This window comes from Cellvibrio sp. GW822-FHT04B05 (genome assembly GCF_058800985.1).
In genome coordinates, this window is the sequence record NZ_JBXAMU010000001.1 from 504,236 (window position 1) to 517,925 (window position 13,690).

General features: G+C 52.1%; 14 protein-coding genes. 6 read left to right on the forward strand and 8 right to left on the reverse strand.

Translation table 11 applies throughout. From position 1 onward, the window contains the following. Window positions 1–192: 192 nt before the first annotated feature. Both bamJ and AC1RJL_RS01995 read right to left on the reverse strand, forming a co-directional pair. Window positions 193–813: a BamJ family beta-barrel-assembly machinery protein gene (gene bamJ, locus AC1RJL_RS01990; protein ID WP_492911070.1), complete on the reverse strand. Its 621-nt coding sequence runs from the start codon at window positions 811–813 to the stop codon at window positions 193–195. A 73-nt stretch (window positions 814–886) separates the two neighbouring features. Beyond that, window positions 887–1,984, reverse strand: a complete 1,098-nt coding sequence (locus AC1RJL_RS01995) for an AI-2E family transporter (RefSeq protein WP_492911071.1) — start codon at window positions 1,982–1,984, stop codon at window positions 887–889. A gap of 158 nt (window positions 1,985–2,142) precedes the next feature. On the opposite strand from AC1RJL_RS01995, the gene AC1RJL_RS02000 reads away from it, so the two are divergent. After that, window positions 2,143–3,051: a substrate-binding periplasmic protein gene (locus AC1RJL_RS02000; RefSeq protein ID WP_492911072.1), complete on the forward strand. Its 909-nt coding sequence runs from the start codon at window positions 2,143–2,145 to the stop codon at window positions 3,049–3,051. A gap of 39 nt (window positions 3,052–3,090) precedes the next feature. On the opposite strand, the gene cyoE is transcribed toward AC1RJL_RS02000, so the two are convergent. Genes cyoE through AC1RJL_RS02015 form a run of 3 tightly spaced genes read right to left on the reverse strand, consistent with a single transcriptional unit; the run spans window position 3,091 to window position 5,738 of the window. Further along, complete coding sequence (gene cyoE, locus AC1RJL_RS02005; protein WP_492911073.1) at window positions 3,091–3,984, reverse strand: heme o synthase; 894 nt, start codon at window positions 3,982–3,984, stop codon at window positions 3,091–3,093. A gap of 27 nt (window positions 3,985–4,011) precedes the next feature. Continuing rightward, window positions 4,012–5,322, reverse strand: a complete 1,311-nt coding sequence (locus AC1RJL_RS02010) for a PQQ-dependent sugar dehydrogenase (RefSeq protein WP_492911074.1) — start codon at window positions 5,320–5,322, stop codon at window positions 4,012–4,014. After that, complete coding sequence (locus AC1RJL_RS02015) at window positions 5,319–5,738, reverse strand: DUF2231 domain-containing protein (RefSeq protein WP_492911075.1); 420 nt, start codon at window positions 5,736–5,738, stop codon at window positions 5,319–5,321. The genes AC1RJL_RS02010 and AC1RJL_RS02015 overlap by 4 nt, the downstream gene beginning before the upstream one ends. Before the next feature lie 404 nt (window positions 5,739–6,142). Between AC1RJL_RS02015 and AC1RJL_RS02020 the strand changes: the two genes are divergently transcribed. Beyond that, window positions 6,143–6,574 (forward strand): CopD family protein, encoded by a 432-nt coding sequence (locus AC1RJL_RS02020; protein WP_492911076.1) that lies wholly within the window; start codon window positions 6,143–6,145, stop codon window positions 6,572–6,574. 119 nt (window positions 6,575–6,693) lie between these two features. Here AC1RJL_RS02020 and AC1RJL_RS02025 read toward each other — a convergent pair whose 3' ends face one another. Then, window positions 6,694–7,170 carry a DUF2231 domain-containing protein gene (locus AC1RJL_RS02025; RefSeq protein ID WP_492911077.1) on the reverse strand — a complete coding sequence of 159 codons (477 nt, stop codon included), beginning with the start codon at window positions 7,168–7,170 and terminating at the stop codon, window positions 6,694–6,696. On the opposite strand from AC1RJL_RS02025, the gene coxB reads away from it, so the two are divergent. From coxB to AC1RJL_RS02045, 4 genes are read left to right on the forward strand one after another with little or no spacing between them, the layout of a single operon-like run. Further along, window positions 7,165–7,860, forward strand: a complete 696-nt coding sequence (gene coxB, locus AC1RJL_RS02030) for a cytochrome c oxidase subunit II (RefSeq protein WP_492911078.1) — start codon at window positions 7,165–7,167, stop codon at window positions 7,858–7,860. The two genes, AC1RJL_RS02025 and coxB, sit on opposite strands and share 6 nt — an antisense overlap. Further along, complete coding sequence (ctaD, locus tag AC1RJL_RS02035) at window positions 7,857–10,373, forward strand: cytochrome c oxidase subunit I (protein WP_492911079.1); 2,517 nt, start codon at window positions 7,857–7,859, stop codon at window positions 10,371–10,373. The genes coxB and ctaD overlap by 4 nt, the downstream gene beginning before the upstream one ends. Next, on the forward strand, window positions 10,370–10,708 hold the full coding sequence (locus AC1RJL_RS02040) for a hypothetical protein (protein WP_492911080.1): 339 nt from the start codon (window positions 10,370–10,372) through the stop codon (window positions 10,706–10,708). Before ctaD ends, AC1RJL_RS02040 begins: the two co-directional genes overlap by 4 nt. Continuing rightward, window positions 10,699–11,520: a cytochrome c oxidase assembly protein gene (locus tag AC1RJL_RS02045; RefSeq protein WP_492911081.1), complete on the forward strand. Its 822-nt coding sequence runs from the start codon at window positions 10,699–10,701 to the stop codon at window positions 11,518–11,520. The genes AC1RJL_RS02040 and AC1RJL_RS02045 overlap by 10 nt, the downstream gene beginning before the upstream one ends. 99 nt (window positions 11,521–11,619) lie before the next feature. Here the strand turns inward: AC1RJL_RS02045 and AC1RJL_RS02050 are convergent, their stop codons facing one another. Both AC1RJL_RS02050 and feoB read right to left on the reverse strand, forming a co-directional pair. Continuing rightward, window positions 11,620–11,802, reverse strand: a complete 183-nt coding sequence (locus tag AC1RJL_RS02050; protein ID WP_492911082.1) for a FeoB-associated Cys-rich membrane protein — start codon at window positions 11,800–11,802, stop codon at window positions 11,620–11,622. Window positions 11,803–11,823: 21 nt separating this feature from the next. After that, window positions 11,824–13,683 (reverse strand): ferrous iron transporter B, encoded by a 1,860-nt coding sequence (feoB, locus tag AC1RJL_RS02055; RefSeq protein ID WP_492911083.1) that lies wholly within the window; start codon window positions 13,681–13,683, stop codon window positions 11,824–11,826. Window positions 13,684–13,690 lie beyond the last annotated feature (7 nt).

A 13,690-nucleotide genomic window follows, 5' to 3' on the forward strand; every position in this document is an offset into this window, starting at 1 on the left:
AGAGTCCGGAAATTCAATTGCTGAGATAAAATTGCAGAGGCTATCGAAGCTGCTGAAGCAACAGGGGATTCGGTGTAGGTTTTACGACCATAGGCTCACAGGATGTGAGCGTCGAGTCCCCCATGGATGGGTGCACGGCGTGTCGTGAAACCTACACCGGAACCCATGCTGGTGGAGAATTAATGGCGTTGATTAACCAACAATATCAATCAACTCAACATCAAAAATCAGCGCTGAGTAAGGCTTGATGCTCGCACCGGCACCGCGCTCGCCGTAGGCAAGGTTGTACGGGATATACAAACGCCATTTGGAACCAACCGGCATTAATTGCAGGGCTTCAGTCCAGCCGGCGATAACACCGTTAACCGGGAAATCGATAGGTTGGCCGCGATTCACAGAACTATCAAACACAGTGCCGTCAATCAAAGTGCCGTGGTAATGAGTCTTCACTTTTGAGGTCGCGGTTGGAACTGCACCGGTGCCCTGGGTGATCACTTCATATTGCAAACCCGATGCAGTCACAGACACACCGGCTTTCTTGGCATTTTCAGCCAAAAACGCTTCGCCAGCGCCGGCCAGATCTTTACTTTGCTCTGCTTCCTGCGCTTGCATGCGAGCGTTGATTTCCTGGAATGCGTCCTGCATTTGCTCATTGCTGTACGGCATCTCAACATCATTCAATGAATCCAGCACACCTTGGGCTACTGCCGCAGGCGATACACCTTCAAATGGATTATCGGCTAATTGTTGACCCATCTGACGGCCAATGCCGTAGCTGACAAGTTCTTCAACACTTTTGTATTGGTTAGACATAAACAGATCTCACGGAAGGTTTAAGGCTCCGCAAAGCAGAGCCACAAAAGAAAAGGTCGCGCAGTCTAGCAGATCACTTGCCAGAATCCTCGGGCTTTTGTTTCGGGATAGCTCTGGCCTCTTCGGGGGCGAACAGGTGGATCTCGCGGATAAAGATGCCCCAGAAAGCCATAAATAATCCTGCGACCAACGGCCCAATCACAAACCCGTTGAGGCCAAAGATCGCTAATCCACCCAGGGTTGAGAGCAATACAATGTAGTCAGGCATACGGGTATCGCGACCTACCAGAATCGGGCGGAGGATGTTGTCGATCAAGCCGATAACTCCCATGCCGAAGGCAATCAGGATAATCGCCTTCACGTTCGCGCCGGTTGCAAATAAATAGAGCGCAACCGGTGCCCAGATAATGGCGGGACCAACTGCCGGGATCAGCGACATAGCAGCCATCACCACACCCCAGAGCAGCGCACCGGGAATACCCAACGCCCAAAAAATCAAACCGCCCAGCGTTCCCTGAATAATCGCAATCACGAGATTACCTTTAATCGTTGCGCGGGTAATCTGGCCAAATTTGTCGGCCAGTAAACGCTCCCGTGCATCGCCCATGGGCAGTGCGCGAATGCCGAGTTCCAGCAGGTATTTGCCATCGCGCAGCAAAAAGAAAATCAGATACAACATGAGGCAGATATTGAGCAGAAGCTTGAAGGTGTTCTGGCCGATACTGATTGCATTTTGAGCCAGCCATTTGCCGCCGGTCATGGACGCGCTGAGTGCGCCATCTTTGATTTTGGCGGTATCAATACCAAAGCGGTCGAGGGTTTGCTGAAGTGCCGGGAATGCATTGCGCACTTGTTCAACATATTGCGCAGGATTGATTTGCCCTTCTTCGAGTTTTTTATAGTAGTCCGCGCCCTCTGCAACAACAGAACTGACGACCAGTGTTACCGGAATAACCACAATCAGCATGCAGGCTAACAGCGTGATAAGTGCGCTGGTATTGGCACGGCCATTAAGGCGCTTTAGCAGTTTGAGATGCAGTGGATAAAAAATAATCGTAATTGCACAGGCCCAGAAAATCGTTCCGAAGAAGGGCTTTAGTACGATCAGAAAGCCAATCGAAACGAGGATGAGAAAAAGCAGAAAGGTCCTGTTTTGCAAATTTTGCTGCATGTTTAGATCCTACTGGATGAGGGAGCGACGGGTGCTGACTATACGGCAGCTGTCCGGGAGTGTCATCTGCTGGCATCTCATAGCGTGTTTTCGGCAGGACGGTTGGTTTTCCACTATTCTTCCAGCGTATTGGTATTCAGTCGACTGGATGGATGTTTATGAGGTTGTGTTGTTGCGGTCAGCAGTTTGCGCGTGCACGCCGGTTGCTATTTGCCCTGCTCAGTATTGGATTATTTGCCCCTGCTTACGCAGAGCAGATCCGTATTCCTGTAAAAGTGCAGGGCACCCAATTGGAAGAGCCCAGCGATTATTTCACCACCTTGTTGATCATGGCGCTCAATGCGAGCAAGGCCGACAACGAAGTGATCGATATTGTTTTTTCCGAGCGCGATTATGCACAGGCGCGCTGGATCAATATGCTGCAGCACGATAAAAGCAATTTTGTTATCTGGACCATGACCGACAAAGAGCGCGAGAAACAATTGCGCCCGATTCGAATTCCTTTGTTCAAAGGTTTATTCGGCTATCGTGTTTTTCTTATCCGCAAACAGGATCAATCGCGTTTCGATCACGTGAAAACCTTGAATGATCTCAGCCAGTTTCTCGGCGGCCAGGGCACCCATTGGCCGGACACGCCGATCTTGCAAGCCAATGGTTTGCGCATAACAACGGCGGAGACAACCGAGCTGTTGTTCCGCATGCTTAATGCCAAGCGGTTTGATTATTTTCCACGGGGAATATCGGAGGCCTGGTTTGAATTGTTGCAGCGCGATGAACCGGATCTGGCGGTAGAAGAAAATCTGCTGTTGTATTATCCCACGGCGATTTATTTTTTCGTGAATAAAGAAAATGAAGCGCTGGCGCAACGGATCGAAAAGGGAATGGAGATTCTGATTGATAACGGCAAGTTCGACCGGTTTTTTTATAACCATCCGCGGTTTAGCTCGGGCATGGAGAAATTGAAAAACCGGCGGATTATCTACTTACAAAATCCGTCGCTGCCGGCAGAAACGCCGGTTAATAACCGCCGGTATTGGATAGATTTATCGGCATTGGCGGAGGACTAGTGATTTGCTCACGCGGATATCCTGCACTCAAAAATGCGTTTAACCAACAGTGTCAACCGCCATCATTACGCTTAAGACAACAACGGTAACAATTGAAAATAGAAATAATTTTCTAGCCCACACCTGATCATCTTTGGCATTAAAGCCAGACCATGCCATGTACAACCAGTAGCAGCCAATCAGGCTGGTTATCAGTAGATACCAGCGGCCTGTGTGGCCAGTCCACATGAGCAGTGGAGTGGCTGAAATGAATCCCAAAATATACAAAAATGCCTGATATTTTGTTCTCTCAATTCCCTGTTGTACGGGCAATACAGGAATTGCGGCAGCTTGATAATCATGAAGTCTGAAAATGGCAATGGCAAAAGCGTGCGGCATCTGCCAGATAGAAAATATTAATAATAATAGTGCGGCTCCAGTGTCAAACTGTTGGCTAACTGCGCAGTAACCCACTACCGGAGGCGTTGCGCCAGCGAGACTGCCAACCAGGGTTCCATGAACCGAATTGCGTTTTAGGTGCAGACTGTAAGCGCCCACATAAATTACAAAACCTGCAAGCGCTACGGCGACCGCAATAGGATTAGTTTTAATGGAGAGTATTAATATTCCCGCGAGCCCGAGCGTGGTGGCATATACGAGGCTCACCTTCGTCGACATTAATCCACTGACTAGAATTCTGGATCGTGTTCTCACCATTAGTTGATCAATATCCCGATCAATAATGTTATTAAATACGCAGCCGGACGCAACCACCAGACAAACTCCAATCGCCGTATCCAAAAGCAACATCAAATTGATGTTGCTTTTGGATGCCAGGAAAAAGCCACCTGCCAGTGAAACCAGATTGCCAAGCACAATACCGGGTTTAGCAATCAGGATGTATTTGCTTATTGCACTCAGATAGTTCTCGATTCCATAATGGCCGGCTGGCATTGGTTTCTGCGACCACAGTGTGCTCCCTCAGCGTGATCCTGCAGGGGTCACCCGCCAGATGGTGTTGGAAAGATCGTCGGCAACGATAAGTGCGCCTTTTGGATCTACCACTACTCCGACGGGCCGGCCACGGGTTTTACCGTCTGCGCCGAGAAAACCCGTAACAAAATCTATCGGATCGCCAGCGGGGCGACCCTCGCGAAAGGGCACGAACACCACTTTATAGCCGGACGGCACTTTGCGATTCCAACTGCCATGTTCACCGATGAATACACCTTCTGCGAAGTCGGCACCCATGGCGCTGGTAGAGAAGTCGAGCCCAAGCGCTGCCACGTGAGAACCCAACGCATAATCAGGGGTAATTGCCGAGGCGACCTTTTGCGGATCCTGCGGCCGGACACGCTCATCCACATTCTTACCCCAGTAGCTATAAGGCCAGCCATAAAATCCACCGTCCTTAACCGATGTCAGGTAATCAGGCACGAGATCTGACCCAAGCTCGTCACGTTCATTCACTACTGTCCACAATTGCCCGGTTCCAGGTTGGATAGCGAGCGCAGTCGGATTACGTAATCCGGTTGCATAAGGGCGATGCGCGCCTGTTTCGGCATCTATTTCCCAGACCATGGCGCGACTTACTTCGGCCTCCATACCGCGTTCGGTAATGTTACTGTTAGAGCCAATACCAACGTAGAGAAAGCGTCCGTCTGCACTCGCCGTCAAGGCTTTAGTCCAGTGATGATTTATCTGTGACGGTAGATCGGTAATTTTCACCGATGGACCTGCGGCTTCTGTCTGACCCTCGCGGTAATCGAACCGTACCAGTGCGTCCTGATTGGCGACGTAAATGTAGTTGTCGATCATCGCCAGCCCATAGGGCGCATTAAGATTAGCAGCGAACACCGTTTGTAATTCGTAGGTGCCGTCGCCATCAGCATCCCGCAGTAAGGTCAGCCGGTCACCACCCTTGACTGGCGTTGTGCCCTTCGACTTGATGTAACCGGCAATGACATCTTTCGGCTTCAGGGCTGCCGCATTGCCGCCTTTGCCCTCGGCGACCAGGATGTCACCATTGGGTAGGATCAGCATCTGCCGAGGGACCTTAAGGTCAGTGGCGATAGCCGCGATGGTGAAGCCTTGGGGTACTGTTGGCTGCTGATCGCCCCAGGCTGCAGGCTTTGCAATTGTCATAGTAGGCAGGAGTGCACGCTCTGGTTTCGGAAGAGCAGGATTAGGGCCATATTGCGCTGAATCCGGGGCTTTGCCATTGCATGCGGTTAACAACCCGGTAAGAGTCACTGTTACAAACAGGCGTACATCTAAATGGAAATAACTCATCTTCGATCCCCCACGCCAAACTTGACGAACCCAATCCAGGTCGATGCGCAGGCGAGTAGAACCACAATCACAGAAAGAACAAGACCCGTGGGCATAATTGCCCAGGCATCTTTGGCGTGAATTAGTGAATTGAACAAGCCCAGAACCCAAGTGATGGTAAGAAGCACCGGATAAACACCCGGGTAGCTGCCACGACGCCTGGCAAAAACCAGGCTGGCGATTGCCCACAGCAATGCGCCGCCACCGAAGACAAGACCACCAACGATCAGCCAGGATGCGAAATTGCTCCACTGGATCTGGTAACTGGAAGCATAGGCAAGATCACTCAGCAAACCCCCGAAAAATAATGGGATGGTTGCCGCAAGTAATACCCCATGGAGCGGATGAAGTGTTAGTCGATCATCGTTAACTGCCACCGTTGTCCTCCTTAAATATATTTTTGCAAAACATATTTCCATTAAATTTTTTAACGGAATTTTTGAAAAAACAGCGCAAAAAATTAGTGAAAAATTCTGTAATAACACTCTTGCGATTGAACTCTACCTGAAGACGCTGCCCCGGTTTGTACGCTGACGCACAGACCTCCAGGGTAATGACATTTAGGCTGTTAAAATGGCCAAAGATGATGGGTACAAGTACAGCGCTTATTTTGCGAACCCTCTTTTGATGAATTATTTTTCAAATTTTCGCAACGAATTATTTTCTTTAAGCTGACACTCCCGTAGCGCAAACTGCGGGAGTGTTTTTACGTTGGCAATTCAAAAGTTAAAACATATTCCCTATTTGAGTTTTACTCACACTCCAATTAAGAAGACACTGGATGCTTTGGTTTCTACTGATCCATATAATCGCGTTGATTACCTGGTGCGCATCACTGTTGTACCTGCCGGCGCTTATTGCTGGCATACACACCGAACAAACCCGGATTGTTGAGCCTTGCGATAAATATGGTTCAGTTGCACGCTTCTTGTTTACCCATATAGCAACGCCAGCGGCATTGGTTGCCATTATTTCCGGCACATTGGTATTTTTGTTTAATCGCACAATAGAAGTGTGGCTGATTGCCAAGCTGACGTTGGTTACCGGGCTTGTAATCGGGCATGCCCTTGCCGGATTGTTGTTGTTACATACACAGGATCGCAGCATTAAACCTGTGCGCCGTTGGTGTTGGATGTTGAGCGGGGCTTTGTGTGCATTGATGGTGGCTATTATCTGGGTGGTATTAGCGAAGCCTATGGCAGGGGTGTTGTAGTGATCGCTTGCAAAAACGTGATGTTTAAGTGCAAATGTTTACTTAAAACTGAAATATTCTTTACAAAATATATCGGCCTGAATTTATTTTTACAGCGCCTGACGGCAGTTACGCAGCACTTATTGTTTGCTACTGTCGCTCGTCGCCACTTCAATATCTACTCCCACCGCCCGCTCATAAACGAGCTTCCCACCGAGGTTGCTGGTGACGGTAATGAGCAAACCGGTGAGCACCGAAAGGTAGATGCCCCAAGGCCAGATCAGGGCATCAACATCGTCGACCCGAAACAACCAATTGAGCGAAGCCAGGGAGAGCAGCATCACCGCGAGGGTGGCATGGCACCATGCGGTAATCAGGCGGCGGATGCGCGGCACGGCTATCAAATCGATCAAGCCAATGGTGCCCGAAACCCAACCGCCCAAGGCGCCAACCCCGGCAAGCCAAAGGCTGGCTCGCGCCCAAAAATAATCATTGCTCAGCAAGTAGGCGATATCCGTTGCCATCAGCCCCATCAGGGCGGCGACCGGAAAATGAATCAGCATCGGGTGGATCGGATGACCCAGGAAGGTCATTTTGCTCATGATCGGTTCTTGCATATTGCTCACCTTCCGGTTGTTTTCTTGTTATTTCTATTGTTGGCCGGATGCACCGGTCCACTTTCTACACTCGATCCCGCCGGCCCGTCTGCTCGCTCGGGGGCGATCTTGTGGTGGAGTATGTTTGCCTACGCCAGTGTGGTGTTAACCGCAGTGGTGGCCTTGTGGTTATACGCCATGCGGCGCCCCGAAGATACTCGCGATGAATCGCAGCAACGGCGGGTACACAATCGCTGGATAATTGGCGGCGGTTTGATCCTGCCCACGATCAGCATCCTTTTACTGTTAGTTTTTGGGGTGCCCATGGGGCACCGCATGTTACCCCTGCCGCCCGCTGAAGGAGCAGCACTGCGCATCGACGTCATCGGGCACCAGTGGTGGTGGGAAGTGCGTTATCCGGATTCCAATATCGCGCTGAAAAACGAGCTGCATATTCCTGCCGGAACCCCTATCGATATTCATCTGAGCACTGCGGATGTCATCCATGGGTTTTGGGTGCCGCGCTTGGGCGGTAAGCTCGATGCTATTCCCGGGCGTGTCAACGTACTTCGGCTGGAAGCCGATAAGCCCGGAGTTTATCTAGGGCAATGCGCAGAGTTCTGTGGGTTGCACCACGCTGTCATGAAGTTCACTGTGACGGCATACACCCCTGACGATTTCACCCATTGGATCGAGGCACAACCGCAATGACTGATCCAGGCGCCATCAGCACTACCGAACTGCATCATAAAGCGCAGCGGGTATGGGGTAACCCTCCCGGTTGGGGGACACTTGCGGCTGTCAATCACACCTCGGTTGGTCTGCGTTTTATTGTGACCGGGCTGGTATTTTTTGCGATAGGCATAGTGCTGGCGATGCTGATACGCACCCAACTGGCACTGCCTAATCATGATCTGCTTGGGCCGGCGCTATACAACCAGATCTTTACCATGCACGGCACGATAATGATGTTTCTGTTTGCCATTCCCGTGCTTGAGGGGCTGGCGATGTACCTCGTTCCCAAGATGATCGGCACCCGCGACCTGGTGTTTCCGCGCATCAGCGCGATGGGTTACTACTGCTATCTGTTTGGCGGCATCATTATGATTTCCAGCCTTGTTTTGGGCATTGCGCCCAGCACCGGTTGGTTTATGTACACACCACTAAGTGATGCCACTTACAGCCCCGGCCGCGGCCCCGACTTCTGGCTGCTTGGCATCACGTTTGTAGAGATTTCCGCATTGTCTGCCGGGATTGAACTGGTGGTCTCAATTTTGCGCACCCGTGCCCCTGGCATGACCCTGAACAAAATGCCGATATTTTGCTGGTACATCCTCGCCATGGCGCTAATGATTGTGTTCGGTTTTCCACCCCTGATTCTCGCCAGTATCCTGCTGGAGCTGGAGCGCTCGGCTGGCTGGGCATTTTTTGATGCGACGCGCGGCGGCGACGCGCTCTTGTGGCAACACCTGTTTTGGTTGTTTGGCCATCCCGAGGTCTACATTATTTTTCTGCCGGCGGCAGGCATAGTCTCAACGCTCATCCCGGTGTTTGCACGGCGGCCTTTGGTAGGGTATCGCTGGGTTGTGCTATCCATTATTACCACCGGATTCATCAGCTTTGGCCTCTGGGTACACCACATGTTTACCGTGGGTATCCCGCAACTGGCGCAGGCATTCTTTTCGGTGGCGAGCATGTTGGTAGGAATTCCAACGGGAATACAAATTTTCTGTTGGCTAGCTACCCTATGGACCGGGAAAGTCACCTACAACTTGCCCATGCTGTGGATTATCGGTTTTTTGGTGACCTTTGTTGCTGGCGGCTTGACCGGCGTGATGTTGGCATTGGTGCCGTTCAACTGGCAGGTGCACGATACCCATTTTGTGGTAGCGCATTTGCACTATGTGTTAATAGGCGGGATGGTTTTCCCCCTGATAGCGGGTTTCTACTATTGGCTGCCGCATTTCTCTGGAAAAATGCCATCGGATCAACTGGGTCGCTGGGGTTTCTGGTTAACGTTTGGCGGGTTCAACGCGACCTTTTTGATTATGCATGTGACGGGGTTGATGGGCATGCCGCGCCGTATTTACACCTACGATACCGGTTTGGGCTGGGATTGGTTCAATCTTCTGTCGTCGGTGGGCAGCTTTATCATGGCCATCGGGATCGCCCTTATTATTCTCGATGTAGTGCTTCATTTTCGATTCGGCAGCAGGGCACCGCAAAATCCCTGGAATGCCGATACGTTGGAGTGGGCAACATCAACCCCTCCGGGTGCTTACAATTTCATTAGTATTCCGACGATCAAAACCCGTCATCCTCTCTGGGAGCATCCAGACCTCCCCGAGACCATCGCAACAGGGCAGCACGCGCTCGTAGAAGTCGATCACGGCAGGCGCGATATTCTGGGAACTGACGCGGTGAGTGCAAAAGTCAGTGAAATCATTCACCTGCCGAGCAACTCCTGGATTCCCTTGCAAGTGGCGTCGGCGATCGCGGTGGTGTGTATCAGCCTGTTGACGCGCAGCTATCTGCTTGCACTTCTCGTTACTGTTGTAACCCTGCTGATGATTCTGCGCTGGAGCTGGCATAACGGTGCCTATTTGGGTTTTGCACCGGTAAAAGACAATGATCCAGTTGATCCACCCTTGCATTCACGCACCTGCGATGGCCCCGGGTTGTGGGGTATGGTAGTGAGCCTGTTTGCCAATGGCGCATTGTATTTGTCACTGCTGTTTGGCTGGTTCTATTTGTGGACGGCAGCACCGCGCTGGTCCGCACCCGGGGAAGGACCGCTATCGCTATGGGGCCTGCTCGCGAGCGGCGTGGTGCTCAGCAGTGCGGTGTTGCTTAACAACCGTTTGGTGGCACGCCTGCGCAAAGGTGATGACCAGAATTTGCAGTCAGGTTTGTGGTTAGTAACGGGGCTCGGCGCGGCCCATTTTGTACTCTTGTTGTGGGTTTTCCTGACTGCACCGCTTAATCCTGTCGCCATGGCGCACGACGCCGTGCTGATGTTTATGCTCTATTACCTGCTGATCCACAGTGGCTTGTCGATCATTCTTACCGGTCTGCAGGCCCTGCGCGTTCGCTGCGCTTATGTCAGCCGTAAATTGCCCTATGAACCGGTGGTATTGCGGCCCTTCTGGATCTATACCCTCGCCGTTTACTGGTGCAGTGTTGCAGCCTTTATCCTCATGCCAATGGCGTGGGGGCCTGTGTGATGTTTGCGCCGACGCATCCGCTGCAATTAACGCTCGGGCTAATCATTTGGAGCGGTTGGTTTGTGCTGATTTATTCAGTACTTTCAATTGGCTGTGCCTTTGCAGCGCCGGATAATTCATTGAGTCCATTTAACTGGCTCAACGCGCTTTTGCTGGTACTTACGCTCATAACAACAGCACTGCTGGGATTTTTTGCGTGGCGTTGTTGGCGAGCGCCAACGCAACCGGACGATCACCATTTCATCGCGCGCGTTTCGGCGGGCATATACCTGGTCTCTGCGGTGTCGACCCTGGCGATTGGTTTACCTGTGCTGGTTTTACCTCCATGCCTTTAACGTTGCGCAAATTCCTCTTCGCTGTTATTGCATTCTTGTTGCTGAATTACAGTGAGCTGGCGCTTGCACATAATCTGCTTACCAGCCGTGGAGAAGGGCAAATCGCCGCGTCACTCAGTTTGCTCGCGCTGCTTACGTTTTGGATATTTTATTTACTTGGCGTAAAGCGCAAGCGCCCCTCACATCACCAATTTTTTCTTTTTCATACGGCCGCTATTCTTTGCGGTCTCGCTGTACTCGGACCGCTCGATGATTGGGCCAAAACCAGCAGTGCCGCCCATATGACCCAGCATATGCTGTTGATGGTTGTGATCGCCCCCTTGTGGGTGTTGAGCCGGCCACTTGCGCAAATTATTGCCGGTAGCGGTCGTATATGGGCTTGGCTCTGGCGCCCCATGCTCACACTCACGCGCTATCCGCTAACGACTGCCTATATCCACGGTGCGGTTATTTGGTTCTGGCACATGCCGTACTTTTATATGGTCGCAGTAGAAAATGTATGGTGGCACGCGCTGGAGCATTTTTGTTTTCTGATTACGGCGGGAATTTTTTGGTGGGCCGTTTTAAAAGGAAGCCGCCAGAATACGCCTTGGGCGCTACTGGCACTGCTGTTTACGTTGATGCATACCGGATTTTTAGGTGCGCTCCTGACCTTCGCTTCTGCGCCCTTGTATGGCGAAGCACGTAGTCTCGGCGACCAGCAGCTGGCTGGGCTGATTATGTGGGTAATTGGTGCAGCGCCTTATCTGATGGCGGCAGCGTGGGTGGTAAATAGCTGGTATAAACAATTGCGACAGCAGATGGATGCTTAATTTAGCAACTCAATGCGAGTATGTAGGCGCTGATAATCGCTGTTATATGATCGCCGGGATTCGCGATGAACAAGGGCGCAGCAAGCGGTGCCCCTACAATTAATTCGGTGTTTTTTCGGCGGGGGTTGCGCAGCTCGATTCAGGGGTTTTAGCGCAGCCGCTACAACCACCGCAGCTTGCCGCTTTCTTTCCCGGGAAAATCCAGCGGCGCAGCAAGAATATTGCTGCAGCGATCACACAAACACCGACAATCACTTCTTGCCACGGAATGTCTTGCAACATAGATGCCTCCTGACTTCAGGTTTAACCTGCGATTGCGCTGGCGATCCGGTAAGTCGCCCAAGCCGCAAAATAAGCCAACGCAAACAAGTAAATGGTGAAGAACGCAGTTGCCTTGGCAGAGTTGGTCTCACGTTTGACAACAGCAATGGTGGAAATGCACTGGGGTGCATACACAAACCAGGCGAGATACGCATAGGCAACCGGGATTGACCAACTGGCGGCGAGCGCTGAGCCAAGTGCGACATCAATAGATTCTTCACCTACCGCATAAACAGTTGCCAGCGCGCTGACGGCAACTTCACGCGCGCCCATTGCTGGAATCAGTGCGATACACATTTGCCAGTTGAAACCTAGCGGCGCAAACAGTGGCTGCATAAAGTGGCCGAGTTGGCCGGCAAAACTATAGTCGATTGCCGGTTGGGTCGCGCCTTCCGGTGCACCGGGGAAAGTCGCCAAAAACCAGAGCACAATCGAGAGCGCCAGAATGATTGTACCTACGCGACGGATGAAGATCCAAGCGCGCTCGCGCAGGCCGATCAGCAGGTGGTACATCATTGGCCAGCGGTAGGTGGGTAGTTCGAGCAGTAGCGGGAACTCCTCGCGTCCGCTGGCACGACGGCGCATCAGCCAGGCAATCACTGCGGCACTGACAACACCGGCGAAATACAGGGCAAATAGCGTCAGGCCTTGCAGGTTGAAAATCCCCCATACGGTTTGCTCGGGAATAAATGCGGCGATGATCAATGCATATACCGGCAGGCGCGCTGAACAGGTCATCAACGGTGCAACCATGATGGTGATAAAACGCTCGCGTGGATCAGCGATAGTCCGCGTTGCCATAATGCCGGGAACGGCGCAGGCGAAGCTGGAAAGCAGGGGAATAAATGAGCGGCCGGACAAGCCCAGCCCACGCATCGGGCGATCCAGCAAAAACGCAGCGCGGGTAAGGTACCCGGTATCTTCCAATATCAGGATGAAGAAGAACAAAATGATAATTTGCGGCAGGAACACCAATACGCCGCCCACGCCGGCAATCAGGCCGTCGACGATAAAATCTTTCAGGATACCGTCGGGCAGCGTCGTTCCGACAAACTCACCCAGGCCACTAAAGCCGCCATCGATTAGGTCCACAACTGGCGATGCCCAGGCAAATACCGCCTGGAAGATCACCAGCAAAGTACTGAACAGCACGATCAGCCCGATCAGGGGATGCATAACTAAAGCATCAAGACGATCCTGCCAGCGCGGTAAGTGTGGTGGTTGGATCACATGCTGGCGGATGATGCTTTCGATTTCGGCGTAGAGCGCTTCAACCGATTCCTGACGATCGCTGATTGTGAGCGCCTGCGCACCGTCGGCCGCAACCGGCTGTTGGGCATAGCCATCCAAAACCTTGCGCAGTTCGGCTACCCCCTGGCTGTTAACTGCCACGGTTTCGATAATCGGAATACCGATAGCTTGGGAAAGGGCGGCGGTATCAATACTGATGCCGCGACGCTTGGCTTCATCCATTTGATTGAGCGCCAGGATCAGCGGGCGATTGAGGCTTTTGAGCTCCATCACCAGGCGCAGGCCGAGGCGCAGGTTACAAGCGTCGATTACCGCTACCAGCAGATCGGGTTTGCGCTCACCGGCCAGTTTGCCGAGGATCACATCGCGGGCAACTTGCTCATCGGGCGAAGTCACAAAAAGGCTGTAAGTACCGGGAAGGTCAACCAGTTCGGCCGGTTTTGACAAACCGGCTACCATACCTGACCGGCGCTCAACGGTAACACCGGGATAGTTGGCGACTTTGGCGCGGGCGCCAGTCAAACGGTTAAATAAAGACGTTTTGCCGCAATTGGGATTGCCAATTAACGCGAAGCGAATAGGGGCGGACATTATTGCT

What these genes read in the sequence shown, in the direction of transcription:
- bamJ (WP_492911070.1), bottom strand. Translation starts at nt 813, where the DNA reads ATGTCTAACCAATACAAAAGTGTTGAAGAACTTGTCAGCTACGGCATT.
- AC1RJL_RS01995 (WP_492911071.1), bottom strand. Translation starts at nt 1,984, where the DNA reads ATGCAGCAAAATTTGCAAAACAGGACCTTTCTGCTTTTTCTCATCCTC.
- AC1RJL_RS02000 (WP_492911072.1), top strand. Translation starts at nt 2,143, where the DNA reads ATGAGGTTGTGTTGTTGCGGTCAGCAGTTTGCGCGTGCACGCCGGTTG.
- cyoE (WP_492911073.1), bottom strand. Translation starts at nt 3,984, where the DNA reads ATGCCAGCCGGCCATTATGGAATCGAGAACTATCTGAGTGCAATAAGC.
- AC1RJL_RS02010 (WP_492911074.1), bottom strand. Translation starts at nt 5,322, where the DNA reads ATGAGTTATTTCCATTTAGATGTACGCCTGTTTGTAACAGTGACTCTT.
- AC1RJL_RS02020 (WP_492911076.1), top strand. Translation starts at nt 6,143, where the DNA reads ATGCTTTGGTTTCTACTGATCCATATAATCGCGTTGATTACCTGGTGC.
- AC1RJL_RS02025 (WP_492911077.1), bottom strand. Translation starts at nt 7,170, where the DNA reads ATGCAAGAACCGATCATGAGCAAAATGACCTTCCTGGGTCATCCGATC.
- ctaD (WP_492911079.1), top strand. Translation starts at nt 7,857, where the DNA reads ATGACTGATCCAGGCGCCATCAGCACTACCGAACTGCATCATAAAGCG.
- AC1RJL_RS02045 (WP_492911081.1), top strand. Translation starts at nt 10,699, where the DNA reads ATGCCTTTAACGTTGCGCAAATTCCTCTTCGCTGTTATTGCATTCTTG.
- AC1RJL_RS02050 (WP_492911082.1), bottom strand. Translation starts at nt 11,802, where the DNA reads ATGTTGCAAGACATTCCGTGGCAAGAAGTGATTGTCGGTGTTTGTGTG.
- feoB (WP_492911083.1), bottom strand. Translation starts at nt 13,683, where the DNA reads ATGTCCGCCCCTATTCGCTTCGCGTTAATTGGCAATCCCAATTGCGGC.